The following is an 18,779-nucleotide window of genomic DNA, read 5'->3' as shown; positions in this document are numbered from 1 at the left end:
TGTCATCATGCCACCCTTTGTGTTGTCTGACGCACCTCCAGCCCGGCAATGAGAGTCGCCAGCGCTTCTTTTAGCGCCGCCAGTCCTTCTCCTTTGCTGGCAACCAGCGGCGCCACCGGCGCCCCCAGTCCGCTGGCAAGCGCATCGGGGTTGATTGTCATCCCGCGCGCCGCTGCGACATCGATCATATTCAACGCCACCAGCAAACGCACACCGGTTTCGAGAAGTTGCGTCGTCAGATACAGATTGCGTTCCAGGTTCGCAGCGTCCACGACATTAATCACCAGATCGGGACGGTCGCGCACGATGAAGTCGCGGGCGATCTGCTCCTCGAGCGAACGCGCCGCCAGACTGTATGCACCGGGGAGATCGACAATCGTGACTGTCCGACCGTTGAGAACCAGCCGCCCCTCTTTGCGTTCGACCGTCTTGCCGGGCCAGTTGCCGACGTGTTGTTGCAAACCGGTCAGCGCATTGAAGATTGTGCTTTTGCCGACGTTCGGATTGCCAGCAAGCGCCACAATCACGTCAGTCATCAGGAAGCCCCCTTTTCCAGCACAGCAACGAGCAGCGCCTGCGCCAGCGGATAGCCGAGCGCCAGGCGCGTGTCGCCGATGGCAACCATCAGTGCACTGCCGCTATCGGCCACCACCGACAACTCGACACCGGGAACGAAGCCGAGTTCCGCCAGGCGGTGCGCGGTGCGCTGGCTGCCGCTGATGCCAACCAATCGTGTGCGCACTCCCTGACCGACGTACATCAGCGGAAGAGATTGATTATGCAGTTGCATCAATCGGCTCCACCTGAATACAACGCGCGTCGCTCTTGCGCAACGACAGATGATACCCCTTGATGGTCAGTTCGAGCGGATCACCGAGCGGCGCCATCCTCGTTAATGTCACCGTTTCGCCATGGACAAGCCCCATATCGAGCAGCCGCCGCCGCAACGCGCGATCGCCTCCCACTCGCACAATGATAGCGCTGCCACCACGGGCAAGTTGATCAAGGGTGACAGTGGTTCCATCAGACATATGCGCGTCCTTTGCAAGGAATGTTCTGGTATTCCTCATGGAAATCGATCAAACAGTTAGGGTGCGCCTTAACTTCCGTTATACAGACTCATGATCATGACAACAAGTGGCAAATGAACAACCGTGAGGAAAGAAAAAGCGACGCAGGAGGCGAGCGGGGGTGCAGGTGCGAACGTATCCGACCCTTGAGGTCTTCGCCGCTTATCTAACCTCAAGGGTCTTGGGGAGGAACGTTGCGAGTTGCAAGCGAATATCTATCCCGCCATCTCGCGCAACTGGGCGATGATGCCGGGCAGAACATCGAGCACGACATCCACATCGGCGTCGGTGTTGTCGCGTCCGAAGGTGAAGCGCACAGCGCCGGGAAGTGCGGCGGCGACTTCCGGCGCTGTCTGTGAGCCGGTTGCGCGCGCCAATGCCAGCAGCACATGCGACGGCTCCAGCGAGCCGCTGGTGCAGGCAGACCCGCTCGATGCCGCAATGCCGTGTCGATCGAGCAGCAACAGAATACTCTCGCCCTCTACCCCCTCGAACGACAGACTGGCATTGTTCGGCAGGCGGCGCGTCGGATGCCCGTTGAGGCGCGCCCCTGGAACCCGCTCCAGCACGCCTTTCACCAACCGGTCGCGCAGGCGCGCACAGTGAGCGCTGTCGCTGACGCGACGCTCTTCCGCCAACCGCAACGCCGTCGCCATGCCGACGATACCGGGCACATTCTCGGTGCCTGCGCGCCGCCGTCGTTCCTGCCCGCCGCCGGTGATCTGCGGCAGCAGCGGCGTACCCCGGCGGACGTAGAGTGCGCCGACACCTTTGGGACCATAGAACTTGTGCGCAGCGATCGTCATGAGATCGACATTGAGCGCACATACATCGAGCGGCAGCGCACCCGGCGCCTGCACTGCATCGGTATGAAACGGAACGCCACGCTCGCGGCAGATGGCGCCAAGTTCGGCAATCGGCTGAATTGTGCCGATTTCGTTATTGGCATACATAATCGACACCAGCGCCGTATCCGGGCGCAACGCCGCGCGCAGGTCGTCGGGCTGCACCAAACCATCGCCATCAACCGGCAGAATAGTCGCCTCAAACCCGAATGCCTGCAAGTGTTCGACGGTATGGAGCACCGCATGATGCTCAATCGCACTGGTAATGATATGCGCGCCGCGCCCCGCCTGACGTTGCGCCAGCGCGACGCCGCGGATCGCCAGGTTATTGCTCTCGGAGCCACTGCCGGTAAAGATAATGTCACGCGGCGACGCACCCAGAATCGACGCCACCTGATCGCGCGCCTCATCGAGCGCGTGCAGTGCGGCGCGCCCGGCGCGGTAGATGCTCGAGGGATTGCCAAAATGCGTGGTAAAGTAGGGCAGCATCGCCTCGAGCACCGCCGGATCGACTGGCGTCGTCGCTGCGTGGTCGAGATAAATCAGTCGTCCAGTCACACATTCCTCACTTGTTCCAGGGCATTTCCAGACCGTGCGCTTCGAGCAGCGCCTGATCGGCGAGCAGCGTCGTCACGCTGCCATCAGCGACGACGCGCCCTTCGTCCATAATGACCATCCGGTCGAATAATTCCTGCACCATCGCCATATCGTGCGACGAAACCAGCATCGTCAGCGGCAGATTGCGCAGCAGATCGATCAATCCGCGGCGCGCTCGCGGATCGAGACCGGAGGAAGGCTCATCGAACGCCAGAATCTCCGGTTCCATCGCCAGTACCGTCGCAATGGCGACACGCTTCTTTTCCCCCGTACTCAGATGGTACGGATGCCGCTCCTGATACGCGCTCATCCCGACCATTGCCAGCGCCCGTTCGACCCGTACGCGCACCTCGCCTGCCGCCAACCCCATGTGCAGCGGACCGAACGCCACGTCCTCAAAGACTGTCGGCGAAAACAACTGATCGTCAGGATTGTGGAACACGAGACCGACCCGCGCGCGCACCTGCGGCAGAGTGTGGTCATTCACCGGCATGCCAGCGACTTCGACGCGCCCGTTGCCGCGCAGAACGCCGTTGAGGTGCAGCAAAAGCGTGCTCTTACCGGCGCCGTTCGGTCCAACTAGCGCCACCTTCTCGCCGCGTGCGATGTGCAAATTGACGCCTCGCAGCGCCACGCGCCCATCGGGATAGGCGAAGTGCAGATCGTCGATCAGCAGCAACGGTGCGGAGTCGGCGGAGAGCGATGCACCAACCGCGAGATCGGGAAGAAGCATAGACATGACTCTGACAGCACTTGCTCCTCTTTATATTGTAGCGCGCTTTGCAACTGTTGACGAGCGGCGAATGGGCGGGGGGGGCAGGCATGATGTGACAGGAACCACTGCGGTTCTGGCAGACGGCGTCCGCGCAGACGTGAACGTCCGCGCTGCGTGGACGCAGCCCCGCTGACGCGCGGCTGGCGCGGTGTGGGCGCATGCGCCGGAGCGAGGGCGCGACCGCGCCCTTCGTGCGCTCAGCCCGACGATTCAGCGTCGGGCTGAGCGGCGGGTTGCCACCTGACCATTCATGCCTGGACCCATGGGCAGGTTTGGACGCTCCGGCAGTTTGAAGCGCTCACCGCAGGCTGGCGCAGTGTATAGCAGGAACGCACGGTTCGAGATGGACGCACAGAGCATCAATCGCTTTCCGTCATGATGATCCGTGCGCATCCGTCGCATCCGCGTCGTGTTCCCTTCACGCCCGATCTCGACCTGAACCCGCACGTCTTTATCGTTGCACGTTTGCGCATTTCGTTTGACATCCCCTTCTGCTGCGGTATAATACCAGAAGACGCAGTAGAGCTATTGGTTAGCAATCGCGCACCGGCGCAGCACGTGGAACGAGGAGACATGTCATGCCAACGCTAGGGGTCGGCGAACTGGTTATCATTCTGATCATTGTCCTGTTGTTGTTCGGCGCTTCACGCATCACTGGCGTTGCAAGCGCGCTCGGCGGCAGCATCAAAGCATTCCGTAAAGCCGTACGCGACGACGACGTTGCCGCGAACAAAGCCGAGGAGAACGAGCCGACGGACAAGAAAGCCGAAACAAAAGTCTGACTCGCTTGTTGTGCACCCGTGGCGCTGCGCGATAGATGCGGCCCGCGCGCAGACGAGCCGGCGCCAGCCGCAGTGTGATTGTTTCGCTCTGTGGCTGGCGTCGTTGTGTTTGGTACAGGGTCTATGGCTGGCGATTTTTACGACTACGCTCGAATCTTCGTGCAGGCTGGCGATGGCGGCGATGGTGCCGCAACCTTCCGCCGCGAGAAGTATGTGCCGCGCGGCGGGCCCGATGGCGGCGATGGCGGGCGCGGCGGGCATGTCTATCTGGTTGCCGATCCAGGGCTCAACACGCTGCTGCCCTTCCGCGAACGCACACGCTTTATTGCCGAGCGCGGCGGCAATGGCGGACGATCACGCAAGCATGGGCGGAATGGGCGCGATGTCTTTATTCGCGTGCCGGTCGGCACGGTAGCGCGGACCATTATTGATGGCGAGACGTACAGCGTCGATCTCGACGCTCCTGGACTCCGGCTGCTCGCCGCACGCGGCGGGCGCGGCGGGTTGGGGAATGTCCATTTTGCCACGTCGAGTTATCAGGTTCCGCGTATCGCCGAACTTGGCGAGCCGGGTGAACGCCGTGAGATCGAACTCGAACTCAAACTCCTTGCCGACGTCGGGTTGGTTGGTTTCCCAAATGCAGGCAAATCCACATTACTGTCGGTGATCAGCGCGGCGCGCCCGAAAATTGCCCCGTACCCCTTTACCACCCTGCAACCAAATCTGGGGGTCGTCGAAGTCGGAGAGTACTCGTTCGTTGTGGCTGATATTCCGGGGTTGATCGAAGGAGCGCACCGCGGCGTCGGATTAGGATTCAGTTTTCTGCGCCATATCGAGCGCACCCGCCTGCTCATTCACATGATCGATGCTGCCGGCGTGGACGGGCGCGATCCGGTGAGCGACTTTTACGCCATCAATGAAGAATTGCGTCTCTATCAACCCGAACTGGCGCAGCGGCCTCAGGTGGTTGCGCTGAACAAAGCCGATCTGCCCGAAGCGCAGGCGAACCTGGAACAGCTGCGCGCCGCTATTCCGCTGCCTGAGTGCGATATCTTCGTCATCTCGGCAGCGACGCGGCAGGGTGTGGATATGCTGTTGCAGCGCGTCGCTGAACGGCTCAAAGCGATGCCTGCGCCGCTCCGCGCGATGCGTGACGAAACGCTCACCTGGCCCGTGCCAGAGGTGGATGAACGCCTGTACACGATCGAGCGAGCAGAGGATGGCTGGCGGGTGCGCGGGCGCCGCATCGAACGCTTGATATCGATGACCAACTTTGCTCAACCGGACGCGATCATGCGCATTCAGCGCGTGCTTGAAGCGAGTGGAATCGGTGCGGCACTACAGGAGGCCGGCATCCAGAATGGCGATGTGCTGTATATCGAAAAAGCGGCGTTCGACTGGGAGGACGGCGAAATAACCTACCGTATGCCCGGTGTCCGTTAAGCCGGAACTCGATGACGTACAATGCGACCGACTGCGATCGGATGAACCGTGTTGTTCAGAAGGAGCCGACGGTGAAAAGAACAACTGAGGCGACGACAGCCGCATCTGTCGCTCGTGCTCTGCTCCCAAGCCGTCGTCGCCGAAAGGCACCCGTTGGCGCGCTGCTGCCTCTGTTCGACGCCTGCCTGATCCTGGCAGGTTTTGCCATCGCCTATCTGATGCGCTACGAACTCGACTGGCCCCCGCCATTCGATCAACTGGTGCGCGAAGTGCAGGCGCAGAACTTTGTGCCGCTCAGCGCCTTTGCGCCATTTGCGCTCCTTCTGGCAACATTATTGATTGTTCAGTTCGCCATGCGCGGGCTGTATCGCCTGCCGCGCACGGCCGGCGTGCTCGACCACGCCAGCATTATCGTCGGCTCGACGACGACCGGCATCGCCATCCTGATCGTGGTCGTTTTTCTGTACAAGCCATCCGAGTTCTACTCGCGCCTGATCTTTGCGTTTGCCTGGGGAACGATTATCGCGCTCCTCGCCGGATGGCGCGCCGTGCTGATCGGGATACGCCGCTGGCGTTGGGTGCGCGGCATCGACCGTGAACGGGTGCTGGTGGTCGGCAATACCGGTCTGGGGCGCGAGGTGATGGAGAGTCTGGTGGCGCAACCCGATCTGGGGTATGCGCTCGTCGGTTTTCTCGATGATCGTGATACGGCGCCGAACCGACGAACCATGCATTTTCGACAGATCGGACGGATCGGCGACCTCGAGATCTGTCTTCGCGGCGGGGATATCGATCTGGTCATCCTGGCGCTGCCGTTCTGGGAACATCATCGCCTTCCCGACCTGGTGGCCGCTTGTCGCTACGCCGGGGTCGAGTTTCGTGTCGTTCCCGATCTGTACGAATTGAGCTTCGACCGGATCGATATCGGCAATCTGAGCGGCATTCCGCTGATTGGCTTGAAAGAAGTCTCGCTGCGCGGCTGGAACCTGGTGGTCAAACGGGCGATGGATCTGGCGCTGACATTGATTTCGCTGCCGCTGGTGCTTCCGCTTGGGGCGGCGATTGCGCTCATGGTGCGCCTCGACTCGCCTGGACCGGCGATTTTCCGTCAGCGCCGGATTGGGCGTGATGGACGCCCGTTCATCTGCTACAAGTTTCGCACCATGGTCGTTGATGCCGAAGAGCGCAAAGCGGAACTCGCTGCGCTGAACGAAGCCGATGGTCCGCTCTTCAAAATGCGCAACGATCCGCGCATGACGCGCTTCGGGCGCGTGCTGCGACGTTATAGCCTGGACGAACTTCCGCAATTGTGGAATATCCTGCGCGGTGATATGAGTTGGGTTGGACCCCGCCCGGCGACGCCTGAAGAAGTGGCGCAGTACGAAGACTGGCACTATCGCCGATTGACGGTTGTGCCGGGGTTGACCGGCTTATCGCAGGTGTTGGGGCGCAGCGACATTTCATTCGACGAAATGGTGCGTCTCGACATTTTCTATACCGAAAACTGGACCCCCGGCATGGATCTGCGCATTCTGCTGCAGACAATCCCGGTGGTTGTTTCCGGGCGCGGGGCGTATTGAGGGAGGCGCGAGGGACGAGGGAAGAGGCGAGAGGGTTGCAGGCGGAAAGGTTGCAGGTTGAATGTTGAATGGCTTCTTCCACAAGCGCGTCGAAAAATTGCTACACAGTTGCAGGCGGAAAGGTTGCAGGTTGAATGTTGAATGTGGGAAGGGCAGGGGCGAGGCGCTGCCTCGCCCGCAGTCATCCGTTGCACATCGAAGCGCTGCCGCAGAGGGGCGTTGCACCGCAACCCCCTTCGGATATACGTCAAAAAAGGGGACGGCGCCGGTTGCATGTTGCAGGCTGTGCGGGGGCGCCCGTGGGAGGCGCCATCGTAGGGGCGCCCCCTGTGGGCGCTCGCCTGGAAGCGCCATTGCACCACAATGGCGCTGCTCCAACGATAACGGGTTGTTCACCGCGGTGATGAGCAGAGTCACGGATTCCTCACCAAACTCCGGTAGCATGCCAGCAATGAATGAAGAGGGTGTATGCCTATGCGTGTCCTGATCACTGGCGGCGCTGGTTTTCTTGGTTCCCATTTGTGTGATCGATTTCTGGCGGAAGGTCATACCGTCGTTGCGATGGACAATCTGATCACCGGCAACACCGACAATATTGCCCATCTTGCCGGTCATCCACGATTCAGTTTCATCAAGCACGATGTGACGAATTATATTTTCGTCGAGGGTCCGCTCGATGCCATTTTGCACTTCGCCTCACCCGCATCGCCGGTCGATTACCTGGAGTTGCCGATTCAAACGCTGAAAGTCGGCGCGCTGGGGACGCACAAGGCATTAGGGCTGGCAAAGGACAAAAAAGCGCGTTTCCTGCTCGCATCGACGTCGGAAGTGTATGGCGATCCACAGGTGCATCCGCAACCCGAAACGTACTACGGGCATGTCAACCCCATTGGTCCACGCGGCGTGTACGATGAAGCCAAACGCTTCGCCGAGGCGATGACCATGGCATACCATCGCTATCACGGCGTCGAGACGCGCATTGTGCGCATTTTCAATACCTATGGTCCGCGCATGCGCCTCCGCGATGGTCGGGTGGTGCCTAATTTCATTCAACAGGCGCTGCGTGGCGAACCGCTGACGATCTACGGCGATGGTTCGCAAACCCGATCCTTTCAGTACGTCGATGATCTGGTGGAAGGGGTCTATCGCCTGCTCATGTCCGACGAAGTCGAGCCGGTCAATATCGGTAATCCCGGTGAGTTTACCATCAAGGCGTTCGCCGAACTGGTCAATCAGTTGACCGGCAACAAGGCTGGCGTGGTGTACAAAGACCTGCGCACGCAGGACGATCCGCAGGTGCGCCAGCCGGATATTTCCAAAGCGCGCCGGATTCTGGGCTGGGAGCCGCGTGTCGGTCTTGAAGAAGGCTTGCGCCGCACCGTCCCCTGGTTTCGTGAAGAGCTGCGCAAACGCGGGGAATTGCCGTGAGATGCGTATGGGCATGACCACTGCACCGTCCCCTTCCTCATCAACGCCAATGACCGTCTGGGGAGGCGCCATTGCGCTGGGGGTCCTGCTGGCGCTCGTCCCATTCGAGCAGCTGGCGCTGATTGCGGGTGCGGCGCTGACGCTACTCCTGGCGCTGGCGCATCCGGTTCTGGCAGTGGGAATGACGGTGCTATCGGTGCCGGTGCAGGAACTGGTCGTCCTTCCTGGAGGGCTTTCGGTCACGCAGGCTGCGGTGCTGCTGACGCTGGGAAGCTGGACGTTCCATACCCTGGCGCGCGCTGAGCAGCGCATGCTGCCTGCCGATCTGTTGCTTTTGTGGGGCGGATTGCTCTTTGCGCTGCTGCTCTCTGCCAGCACCACTCCGTATTCGCGCACGGAAGCGCTGCGTGAGACGTTGCGCTGGGGTGTTGCAGCGGTTGTCTGGATGGCGGCAGCGAGCACCATTACGCGGCGCTGGCATATCATCTATCTGCTGGCGTGCCTGCTGATCGCTCCGGCGGCATGTGCCGGCATCGGCATCGTGCAGTTCGCAACCGGCGATGGTCCGCCGACCTTCCGTATTGCGCCTGATCTGCCGTATGTGCGGGCGTATGGCACCATCGGCCAACCAAACGCGTTTGCAGGATACCTGAACATGGCATGGCCGCTGGCGCTCGCGCTGGCGATGATGATGACCGGCAGCGCCTGGCGCAACGGCACGCAGCCGCGCCGGACCGCCGCGGGGCGCTGGAGGCTGGCAGCGATCCTGTGGGGCATTGCCGGGGTGGTGCTGGCGGCGCTGCTTGCTTCGTTCTCGCGCGGCGCCTGGATCGGCGCTGCAATCGGGGTAGTGGGCATGGCGCTGAGTCTGGGCAGGCGCACGCTACCGGTTCTCCTGGGGCTGACGGCAGCAGGCGTGGCTATGGCGCTGCTCGCCGTCACAGGCGCGCTTCCCGAAGCGTTGATTGTGCGTCTGGCGAGCATCTGGCGGAGTGTGGCCTGGTTCGATGCTTCGACAGCGACCGTAACGCCAGAGAATTTCGCAGTTGTCGAACGTATGGCGCACCTCCAGGCGGGGTGGGAGATGTTCCGCTCTGCACCGTTGTTCGGCGTCGGTCCCGGCAATTACTCAGTGGCGTACCCGGAGTTTGCCGTTGGCGCGTGGTATGCGAGTCGCGGGCATGCCCACAATTACTACCTGCACATGGCAGCGGAAGCCGGAATAATCGGGCTTGTGGCATACCTGGCGCTGATCGGCGGGGTGATCCGGCAGACGTTGTGCGCGCTTCGACGCGCAACCGATCCCGTTTTGTACAGCGTAGCAGTCGGTGGATGTGGTATCATCACAGCAGCAGCGGGGCATAACCTGTTCGAGAACCTGCACGTACTCAATTTTGGCATTCAACTGACAGTCATGTGGGCAGTGATTGGCGCGATTGCGCGCTACACCGAAGATATTCAACCACAATGCGCTACCTCATCACAGGCGGAGCAGGGTTCATTGGCAGTCACCTGAGCGATGCGTTGCTGGCGCGTGGCGATCAGGTGGTGAGTGTCGATAACTTCAACGACTACTACGATCCGGAACGGAAGCGGCGCAACATCGCGCATGCGCTGACGCATCCCGGTTATACGCTGGTTGAGGCGGATTTTCGGGATGCGGAAACCATGGATCGCGTCTTTGCACAATACCGGCCACAGCGGGTAGCGCATATCGGCGCGATGGCGGGTCCGCGTCCGTCGATGCGCAACCCTGCGCTGTATGAAGATGTCAATGTGCGCGGCACCCTGACCATCCTGGAAACAGCAGCACGGTATGCGGTCGAAGGTCTGGTGCTGGCATCGACATCATCGGTGCATGGCGCGTCGCCAACGCCCTGGTCGGAAGAGTCGCCGACCGACCGACCGCTGTCGTACTACGCGGCGACGAAAAAGGCGGCGGAGGTGCTGGCTTATACGGCGCACCGCCAGTATGACATGCCGACGCGCATTGTGCGCTTCTTCACCGTGTACGGTCCGCGTGGCCGGCCCGACATGACGCCGCATCTCTTCGTTGATGCAATGGTTGCCGGGAAGTCGATTACGTTATTCAATGGCGGCATGGGCATCCACCGCGACTGGACGTATATTGATGATATTGTGTCTGGTGTGATTGCGGCGCTCGACTCCGGGTACGCCTTTGAAATCTTCAATCTGGGGCATTCAAGCCCGGTGCAGTTGATCGATTTCGTCACGACGCTGGAGCGGGTGACCGGGCTGCGCGCCAGGATTGTGGCGCAACCGCTGCCGGCGGCAGACCCGCCGATCACCTATGCCCGGATCGAGAAGGCGGCGCGGATGCTTGGATTTCAGCCGAGTACGCCGCTGGAAGAAGGGCTGGCGCGTTTTTGGGCGTGGTATCGGGGTGAGTATGGCGTCTGAGCGGAGGAATAGGCGCAACACACGCGCTCCGAACAACTGAGACAATTCCGACAGATCAATGGAAGTTCCGACGGAACCACGAGAGGACGGTTCAATGATCAACGAGCGAGTCGGCGGCGATGCAGGCGCCGAAGAATCGGTCAACCCGCCCGAAACCCCCGAAGTTCAGGAGGTCGAACGTCAGGGGTTCTCTCTGGCAAAAGCGCTGCGCAGCCCGCGCACCCTCATCTCGTTTGCCCTGGCGATTGCCATCGTTGTCTTTGCTGTGCGTGGCTTCGATATCGATGTGCAGCAGACGTGGCAGTACATGCGCGGCGCCAATGGGTGGCTGCTTCTGGCCGGTTTTGGCATCTTCTATCTGACGTTTCCGCTGCGCGCCGTGCGCTGGCGCATGCTGCTGGAAAATGCCGATGTGCCGGTGCGCGAAGGGCGCAGAAGTTGGGCATCGCTGCCTGCACTGATCGAATATATCTATCTCTCGTGGTTTGCCAACTGTGTGGTGCCGGCCAAGCTCGGCGACGCTTACCGCGGCTACCTGCTCAAACGGAATGGGCGCGTGTCGTTTTCGGCGACGTTTGGCACGATCTTTGCCGAACGCCTCCTCGACATGCTGGGATTGTTCGGGTTGCTGGTGCTGTCGGCGTGGTTTACGTTCGGCGCGCGGATGCCGGAAAGCACGCGGATTGTGTTTGGCTTCGGCGCGCTGCTGGTTGTGGCCATCGTCGGCGGACTGGCGGGAATGCGCTGGTTAAGCCCGGTCATTCGGCGGTTCATTCCCAAACGCCTGATCGGTGTGTACGGCAACTTCGAACATGCGGCGCTGCGCTCGTTTCGTCCGGGTATTTTGCCCAAACTGATTGCGCTGACATCCGGCGTCTGGCTGCTGGAAGGGATGCGGCTCTATTTCGTGATCCAGGCGCTCAGCCACGAAGGGTTATCGCTGCCGCTGTCGGCGATTATTTTCGTCGCGCTGGCATCGTCGCTGCTGACCGCCATTCCCTTTACACCCGCCGGTCTTGGCGTCGTCGAAACGGTGATCACCGGCGTGCTCACCTTCTTCAAGGTCGGAACGAGTCTTGGCGGCGCTGTCACGCTGCTCGACCGGGTGATCAATTTCTGGAGCATTGTTGTGATCGGGTTCGTCCTGTACCTGGTCAGCAAACGCAGGTGAGGACAGACGACGACGCATGCACGTCGGAATCGATTTTACGGCGGGTGCGTGGCAGGGGGCTGGCATTGGGCGTTACACGCGCGAATTGATCGGCGCAGTCCTGGCGCAAAGCCCTGATATTCGCTATACCCTGTTCTATGCGGCTGGCTTTCCCGGCGCTCCTCCTCCGCCCTACCTGCAAGAGGTGCAGCGCCTCTGTGCATCCCACCCGCGCACCCGCGCGGTTCCTATTCCATTGCCGCCCCGCCGCCTGACGCAAATCTGGCACCGGTTGCGCCTCCCGCTGCCGATCGAATGGCTGACCGGCCCGCTCGATATTCTGCATGCACCCGATTTCGTGGCGCCGCCGACGCGCGCTCGCACGCTCGTGACCATCCACGACCTGTCGTACATGGTGCATCCAGAGTGCGCCGTTCCCGGCGTGGCGGCATTTCTGCGCGATGCTGTGCCGCGCGCCCTGCGACGCGCCGATGTTATCATCGCCGACTCGGAGTCGACCCGGCGCGATCTGCAGCGCCTGCTGAATATCGCCCCTGAGCGCGTGTCTGTGGTCTATCCGGCGGTTGACGAACGGTTTCGCCCGCTGCCGCCGGAAGCGTGTGAGCCGGTGCGCCGCCGGTTGCGTCTGCCATCACGATTCATTCTCTTCGTTGGAACGATTGAACCGCGCAAGAATCTGGTGCGCCTGCTGGAAGCCTTTGCACGCATCGAACCGGCGCTGCGCCACACCGGCAAAGACGATCTCGTTCTGGTGATTGCCGGCCGGCGGGGGTGGATGTATCAGCCGGTGTTCGAGACCATGGCGCGCCTGCGGTTGCGGGGTCGGGTCCATATGCTCGACTTTGTGGCGGATTCTGACCTGCCAATCGTGTATAATCTTGCACAGGCATTCGTGTATCCCTCGATCTACGAGGGGTTTGGCTTGCCGCCATTGGAAGCGCTGGCATGCGGGACGCCGGTGATGACATCCGACAATTCGAGTCTGCCGGAGGTGGTGGGCAATGCCGCTCTCCTGACGCCTGCCGATGATGTGGCGACGCTCGCCGAAGGAATGATCCGCCTGCTGAACGACAGCGCCCTGCGTGATCACCTGCGACAGGCGGGGCTGGAACAGGCGCAACGGTTTCGTTGGGAAGCGTCTGCCCGACAGATAATCAAACACTATCACTCGTTATCAACGGGAGCATCGCATGAGGCAACAACCAGAGCTCTCCGGTGACGCGCTCGACTCCGACGAGATGGAGAGCCGCAGTCTTCTTCTTGCCCGATTGCTATCACAGATCTTCAACCCCGTGTTCGTCACCATTGCTGCCTATCTGCTGATCGGTCTTCAGACGCCCGACGAGGCGGGGCTGGCATGGTTCGGCGGCATTATTGCAGTGCAAACCGTGCCATCGCTGGTGTACTATCTGGTACGTCTGCGTCAGGGGCGATTCAGTGACGCCGATGTGTCGGTGCGCCACGAGCGTAACGAACTGTATATTTTCGGCACGGTATCGGTCTTGTTGACGATTGTCCTGCTGCTGGCGCTGGGTGCGCCGCGACCGTTTCTGGCGCTGACGGTCGGCATGCTGGGCATCGGGATCATCTGCGGTCTGATCAATCTGAGCTGGAAGATCAGCATGCACGGTGCGGCAATTGGCGCGCTGGCAACCCTGGCGCTTATCCATTCGAATATTTTGGGCATCGTGTTCTGGATATGCGCCGCCGCCGTCGCCTGGGCGCGGGTGCGGACGCGCAACCATACGCCGGGGCAGGTCATCGCCGGTCTGGCAGTCGCCGCAGTGGTCGTCGTCGCCTCATTCCTGGCGCTGGCATAGGTTCGCTGTATGATCTCGAAAGATACCGCGCTGCCGTTTATTCTGTCACTCGATATCGGCACCTCGTCGGTGCGGGCGCTGTTGTTCGACGCCCGGGGATGGCGCGTGGCAGGAGTGGGTGCGCGTGAGCCGGTGCTGTTGCGCGCGTCTCCTGACGGCGCCGCAGAGATTGACGCCGAGACCATCTTCGACGCCATCGGGCGATGCCTCGATACGGCGCTGGCACAGTCGGCAACGCTCATTCCTCCTAGCGCCATCGGCGGTGTCGCCGTTACAACCCTGGCGACAACACTGCTGGCGCTCGACCACAACGGCGCCCCCCTGACGCCGATCTTTACCTACGCTGATACGCGCTGCGCTCAGGACGCGATTGCGCTGCGGGCACGCTTCGATGAGCACGAGGTCCATCAACGCACCGGATGTCCGTTGCGCACCAGTTACTGGCCCGCGCAACTCGCCTGGATCCGCCGCACGCGCCCGACGGTCTTTCGCCAGACGGTTTCCTGGGCGACGCTTGGCGATTATCTGGAGTTGCGCCTGTTCGGTCGGCGGCGCGTCAGTTATTCCGCTGCGTCCTGGACAGGATTGCTCGACCGCACGATTCTGTCGTGGGATCTTCGATTGCTGGGCGATCTTGGCGTTCGCCCCGGGCAGCTGGCGCCACTCGTCGATCGGGATGCGCCCGTCCAGGGGCTGCTTCCTGAGCATACAGCGCGCTGGGCAGAACTGGCTGAGGTTCCATGGTTTCCCGCCATCGGTGATGGCGCGGCAGCCAATGTCGGCAGTGGATGCGTTAGTCCGACTCGCGCTGCGATCACGATTGGCACCACCGGCGCATTGCGCGTGGCATTGCCGGACGTGGAGCGCGTTCCATCGGGGTTGTGGTGCTATCGGATTGATCGTCATCACGCACTGCTCGGCGGCGCAACTAGTGAAGGCGGCAATGTTGTAGCGTGGCTGCGTGAGACGTTGCGCATCGACGAAGACCCGGATACGCTTGATCGGGCGCTGGCGACGCTCCCGCCCGACGGTCATGGGTTGACGATCCTGCCGTTCTGGGCAGGAGAACGCAGCCCTGGCTGGGCTGGCGACGCGCGTGCTGCAATTATTGGTCTGTCGATGAGCGTCACACCGCTCGACATCCTGCGCGCCAGCATGGAAGCGGTCGCATACCGGTTTGCGCTGATCCTGGAACGGATGGAGCAGGCGGGAGTAACACCGTCGGTCTTCGTCGCCGGCGGCGGCGCGCTGCTGTCGTCGCCAGCCTGGATGCAGATGTTGACCGATGTGTTGGGGCGACCGTTGACCGTTGCGGCAGAGCCCGAGGTGAGCGCCAGAGGCGCGGCGCTCCTGGCGCTCGATGCGCTGGGATTTGCGGTCGACGAAGGAATGGTTGCAGCGGATGTTGCAGGGTTTGTTCCCGACCTGAACCATCACGCACGCTATCGTGACGCAATTGCACGCCAGCAGGCGCTGTATGAGAAGATTATTCAGCAGGATGATTAGCCAGCTGCTGAACTTCTTTCGCTGCAATACGGTCGCCGGCCTGTCTGAAAGCCTGTTCGCTCAACGAGAAGCAGACTCTGGCTTGTTCACGCTCACCCAGAGCGATGGAGATTTCGCCCAAACCGCGATACGTACACCCCAGACACATGGCGTCGTTTGCCTGCTGCGCCATTTCCAATGAACGACGCATGGTTGTTCTGGCCTGGACGACATTGCCCGATCTCAGCAGGATATATCCCTGCTCGTAGAGATTCGCGGCAAAACCGGCGAGATCGTCGGGAAGATGTAATGCGCGAAATGTGTACTCTTTCTGAAACAGCGCCAGAGCACTATCGAAGCTGTCGTTCCGGCATCGCCAGCACGACGCCTTCGAGTGCGAGTTGGGGATTGACATTATCGCGCAGACGCTGCGCCGCCAGGGAAATGCCTGATACGAAGGCGTGAAGATCGGGAATGGCGTACTGCGCCGCCGCTGCTGCAAGGTCATTGCGACGATCGATATGGATAACCGCCTGTGGGCAGCCCGCAGCGGTCAGCAGCACATCGCGCCACCAACTCTGCCACAGGTCGAGCGTCTCGAACACTGCGGTCTGATCGCCCGCGCGATAGGCTTTCGCGCGTTCCTCCGCCCAACGGAGCCTGGCTGCCAGCGGTTGGTCGGTAAGCGCCAGCAGTTCAGCCAGTTGATCCTGACGCGCCGCCAGTTCGTCTGGCGCATTGACCATACGCAATGCCCACCCGATCCGTCCGCCGCTCCATGCTGCCAGAAGTTCAGCATCACCGGCGGTCAGGTTGTATTTCTCGCGCAGCGCCCTCGCCACCTGCGCGCGTGGCAACGGACGCAGCCGCAGCAACTGACAGCGGGAAACAATCGTCGGCAGCAGGCTCCCTGCAGTGTGCGCGACCAGAATGAGCGTCGCATACGGGGGAGGCTCTTCCAACGTTTTCAGCATTGCGTTCGACGCGGCTTCGTTCAGTTTCTCGGCATCGTGCAGAATGAAGACCCGCCGCCGTCCCTCGTAGGGTTTCAGCATCACATCGCGCTGCCACTCGCGCACCGTATCGATCTTCAACTCTTTCTGCCGTGCAGCATCCTCGGCTTTTGCGCCGGCGGCCTGTGTCGCCATTCCAGCAATACGAACATCTGGATGATTGCCGCGTTCAATCCGCCGGCATGCCCGGCAGCGCAGGCATGGATCGACGCCAGCGCCCTCACAATTGAGCGCCTGCGCCAGCCGCAGCGCCAGCAGCGCCTTCCCGACGCCTTCGGGACCGCCGATGAGATACGCATGCGCCAGACGGTTCGCGGCAATCGAGCGCCGGAGAAGATCAACCGCCCATTCGTGACCGATAATGCCCCAGTTGTCTGACAATTCGATCATCGTTTGATCCACCGTATCTTTTTACGGATACAACCGATTATATTCTGGTAGAAATGCCGTGAACAGTGAGGATTGTATGGGGCGCCGCACCATTCTCATCGTCGATGAATCTCCCGACCACCGTGACATCCTTGCCCGCCTGCTGCGCTTTTCCGGCTATCACGTCGTTGAAGCCGCGCCATCAAATGCCCTGGAGCAAGTTTCCAGCGTGCGCCCCGATCTCATTCTCTGTTCGCTCTCACTTCCTGGGCAACACGCCTGGGAGACGGTACGTCAACTGCGCACCCTACCGGAGATTGCAGCCGTTCCCATCCTTGGCGCAACTGTCTACACCACCCTCATCAAACGATCCCGGGCACAGGCTATCGGCTGTGTCGATTATGTCGATAAGCCCTTCGACCTCGATGCGCTGATCGAATACGTGCGCAACCTGTTGTCCGTACCGGCGATCATGGCTTAGCGAGCGTCTCGAAGAGACTGGCGCGCAGACACGAATCGAGGCGTGCTTTCCCGACGCTCATTCACCCTTACTGACTGAGATCGCCGTGCCGCAGCACCAGGACACAGTTAATTCCGCCGAACCCGAACGAGTTCGACAGCGCAACCCGGATTGCTGCCGGACGTCCTTTCAGCGGCACATAGTCGAGGTCGCACTGCGGATCGGGCGACGTGAGATTGATCGTCGGCGGAATAAATCGATGCTGCATGGCAAGGATGGTCGCTGCCGCTTCCACCACACCGGCGGCGCTCGTCAGGTGACCGATCATCGATTTGGTGGCGCTGATCGGCACACTGAACGCATATTCGCCAAATACCGTCTTGATTGCCAGCGTTTCTGCGACATCACCCGTCGGCGTACCGGTTGCGTGGGCATTGATGTAATCGACCTGCTGCGGTGTGATCTTCGCGCGGGCCAATGCCCGCACAATCGCGCGCGCCGCGCCATCGCCATCTGGACGTGGCGCCGTGACGTGATATGCGTCGCACGTCGAAGCAGAGCCGATAAGCTCAGCATAGATACGCGCGCCGCGGCGACGGGCGTGGGAGAGCGATTCGAGCACCAGCACACCAGCGCCTTCACCAAGCACGAACCCATCCCGTTCGGCATCGAACGGGCGCGAAGCGCCGGACGGATCGTGATTGCGCGTTGACAGCGCGCGGATAGCGCCAAAACTGGCGAGGGTCAGGCGGCAGATCGGCGCTTCAGTGCCGCCGGCCAGCATAATCGCCGCATCACCGCGCCGGATGACTTCCGCTGCCTCGCTGATCGCCTGCGCACTTGCGGCGCAGGCAGTGGCGATGGCTGTGTTGTACCCCATCAACCCCAACTGGATGGCAACCTGGCACGATGGCATATTGGGCAGCGCGCTGGTGATATAGAATGGACTGATACGCGCCGCACCGCGATCAAAGAGGATTTTAGCGGCAGCCTCTGTATCGGGAGGCGAGGTGCTGCCGCAAGCGATCAATGCGCCAGCCTCATACCGATTGCTGTCATCAATCGTCAGGCGCGCGTCATCGAGCGCCATGCGCGCGGCGGCAATTGCAAACTGCGTCCCGCGCGAGACGCGCCGCGCCTCTTTGGCGTCCATATAATCGCGCGCATCGAAATCGCGCACCTCAGCAGCGATCGTCGAGGTTGCATCGCCGGGATCGCAGAGCGTGACCGGACCGACGCCGCTGCGCCCTTCCGCCAACCCCTGCCAGAACGTTTCCAGATCGTTGCCGAGCGGCGTCACCACGCCCATGCCGGTGATCACAACGCGGTCATCCTCATCACCCTGATCGACCAGCGCGGGTTGCGGTTGCAGCACCGGGTCATCCTCGAACACCTCTGCCAGCAACTGATCGATCTTCAACGCGAGCGTATCGGGATCAACGCTGCCGGTCACCGCCGCCAGAAGGTGTTCACGCACCTGAGCGCGGCGTGATGGTGCATTGTGAGAGACAGGCGACATG

The 18,779-nt window shown here is 61.4% G+C and carries 19 protein-coding genes; 11 read left to right on the top strand and 8 right to left on the bottom strand.

Annotated features, from left to right (window positions below):
- Nucleotides 1–5 precede the first annotated feature (5 nt).
- The 5 genes from AC3EA7_RS02930 to AC3EA7_RS02910 form a co-directional block, all read right to left on the bottom strand.
- Nucleotides 6–536, bottom strand: a complete 531-nt coding sequence (locus AC3EA7_RS02930; protein WP_488612529.1) for a FeoB small GTPase domain-containing protein — start codon at nt 534–536, stop codon at nt 6–8.
- The gene (locus AC3EA7_RS02925; RefSeq protein WP_488612528.1) at nt 536–790 is read right to left on the bottom strand and encodes a FeoA family protein; all 255 of its coding nucleotides are present in this window, start codon (nt 788–790) and stop codon (nt 536–538) included. Before AC3EA7_RS02925 ends, AC3EA7_RS02930 begins: the two co-directional genes overlap by 1 nt.
- A complete protein-coding gene (locus AC3EA7_RS02920; protein WP_488612527.1) occupies nt 777–1,031 on the bottom strand; it encodes a FeoA family protein in 255 nt (84 codons plus the stop codon). The genes AC3EA7_RS02925 and AC3EA7_RS02920 overlap by 14 nt, the downstream gene beginning before the upstream one ends.
- Before the next feature lie 254 nt (nt 1,032–1,285).
- On the bottom strand, nt 1,286–2,473 hold the full coding sequence (locus AC3EA7_RS02915) for a cysteine desulfurase family protein (RefSeq protein ID WP_488612526.1): 1,188 nt from the start codon (nt 2,471–2,473) through the stop codon (nt 1,286–1,288).
- Nucleotides 2,474–2,480: 7 nt separating this feature from the next.
- Nucleotides 2,481–3,251: an energy-coupling factor ABC transporter ATP-binding protein gene (locus tag AC3EA7_RS02910; protein ID WP_488612525.1), complete on the bottom strand. Its 771-nt coding sequence runs from the start codon at nt 3,249–3,251 to the stop codon at nt 2,481–2,483.
- A gap of 614 nt (nt 3,252–3,865) precedes the next feature.
- Between AC3EA7_RS02910 and tatA the strand changes: the two genes are divergently transcribed.
- The 10 genes from tatA to AC3EA7_RS02860 all read left to right on the top strand — a co-directional run bounded on the left by tatA (nt 3,866) and on the right by AC3EA7_RS02860 (nt 15,438).
- Entirely contained in the window at nt 3,866–4,069 is a 204-nt protein-coding gene (tatA, locus tag AC3EA7_RS02905; protein ID WP_488612524.1) for a twin-arginine translocase TatA/TatE family subunit, read from the top strand.
- 123 nt (nt 4,070–4,192) lie between these two features.
- The gene (gene obgE, locus AC3EA7_RS02900) at nt 4,193–5,512 is read left to right on the top strand and encodes a GTPase ObgE (RefSeq protein WP_488612523.1); all 1,320 of its coding nucleotides are present in this window, start codon (nt 4,193–4,195) and stop codon (nt 5,510–5,512) included.
- Between the two features lie 71 nt (nt 5,513–5,583).
- On the top strand, nt 5,584–7,092 hold the full coding sequence (locus tag AC3EA7_RS02895) for a sugar transferase (protein WP_488612522.1): 1,509 nt from the start codon (nt 5,584–5,586) through the stop codon (nt 7,090–7,092).
- A gap of 474 nt (nt 7,093–7,566) precedes the next feature.
- On the top strand, nt 7,567–8,520 hold the full coding sequence (locus AC3EA7_RS02890; protein ID WP_488612563.1) for a UDP-glucuronic acid decarboxylase family protein: 954 nt from the start codon (nt 7,567–7,569) through the stop codon (nt 8,518–8,520).
- 13 nt (nt 8,521–8,533) lie between these two features.
- Nucleotides 8,534–10,036, top strand: a complete 1,503-nt coding sequence (locus tag AC3EA7_RS02885; RefSeq protein WP_488612521.1) for an O-antigen ligase family protein — start codon at nt 8,534–8,536, stop codon at nt 10,034–10,036.
- On the top strand, nt 9,988–10,941 hold the full coding sequence (locus tag AC3EA7_RS02880; protein ID WP_488612520.1) for an NAD-dependent epimerase/dehydratase family protein: 954 nt from the start codon (nt 9,988–9,990) through the stop codon (nt 10,939–10,941). Before AC3EA7_RS02885 ends, AC3EA7_RS02880 begins: the two co-directional genes overlap by 49 nt.
- A 94-nt stretch (nt 10,942–11,035) precedes the next feature.
- A complete protein-coding gene (locus AC3EA7_RS02875; RefSeq protein ID WP_488612519.1) occupies nt 11,036–12,112 on the top strand; it encodes a lysylphosphatidylglycerol synthase transmembrane domain-containing protein in 1,077 nt (358 codons plus the stop codon).
- A gap of 16 nt (nt 12,113–12,128) precedes the next feature.
- Nucleotides 12,129–13,331, top strand: coding sequence for a glycosyltransferase family 4 protein (locus AC3EA7_RS02870; RefSeq protein WP_488612518.1), 1,203 nt, complete (start codon nt 12,129–12,131; stop codon nt 13,329–13,331).
- Nucleotides 13,303–13,932: a phosphatase PAP2 family protein gene (locus tag AC3EA7_RS02865; protein ID WP_488612517.1), complete on the top strand. Its 630-nt coding sequence runs from the start codon at nt 13,303–13,305 to the stop codon at nt 13,930–13,932. The genes AC3EA7_RS02870 and AC3EA7_RS02865 overlap by 29 nt, the downstream gene beginning before the upstream one ends.
- A 9-nt stretch (nt 13,933–13,941) precedes the next feature.
- Entirely contained in the window at nt 13,942–15,438 is a 1,497-nt protein-coding gene (locus tag AC3EA7_RS02860; protein WP_488612516.1) for a gluconokinase, read from the top strand.
- Here AC3EA7_RS02860 and AC3EA7_RS02855 read toward each other — a convergent pair.
- Nucleotides 15,419–15,832: a hypothetical protein gene (locus tag AC3EA7_RS02855; RefSeq protein ID WP_488612515.1), complete on the bottom strand. Its 414-nt coding sequence runs from the start codon at nt 15,830–15,832 to the stop codon at nt 15,419–15,421. The genes AC3EA7_RS02860 and AC3EA7_RS02855 overlap by 20 nt on opposite strands.
- On the bottom strand, nt 15,768–16,820 hold the full coding sequence (holB, locus tag AC3EA7_RS02850; RefSeq protein WP_488612514.1) for a DNA polymerase III subunit delta': 1,053 nt from the start codon (nt 16,818–16,820) through the stop codon (nt 15,768–15,770). The genes AC3EA7_RS02855 and holB overlap by 65 nt, the downstream gene beginning before the upstream one ends.
- Before the next feature lie 76 nt (nt 16,821–16,896).
- Between holB and AC3EA7_RS02845 the strand changes: the two genes are divergently transcribed.
- Nucleotides 16,897–17,280 carry a response regulator gene (locus AC3EA7_RS02845; RefSeq protein WP_488612513.1) on the top strand — a complete coding sequence of 128 codons (384 nt, stop codon included), beginning with the start codon at nt 16,897–16,899 and terminating at the stop codon, nt 17,278–17,280.
- A 67-nt stretch (nt 17,281–17,347) separates the two neighbouring features.
- Here the strand turns inward: AC3EA7_RS02845 and fabF are convergent, their stop codons facing one another.
- A complete protein-coding gene (gene fabF / locus AC3EA7_RS02840; protein WP_488612512.1) occupies nt 17,348–18,778 on the bottom strand; it encodes a beta-ketoacyl-ACP synthase II in 1,431 nt (476 codons plus the stop codon).
- Nucleotide 18,779: the final 1 nt, after the last annotated feature.

The organism is Roseiflexus sp. (genome assembly GCF_057785375.1).
Note: the sequence above shows the minus strand (reverse complement) of the source record. Positions and strands in the feature narration are given on the sequence as shown.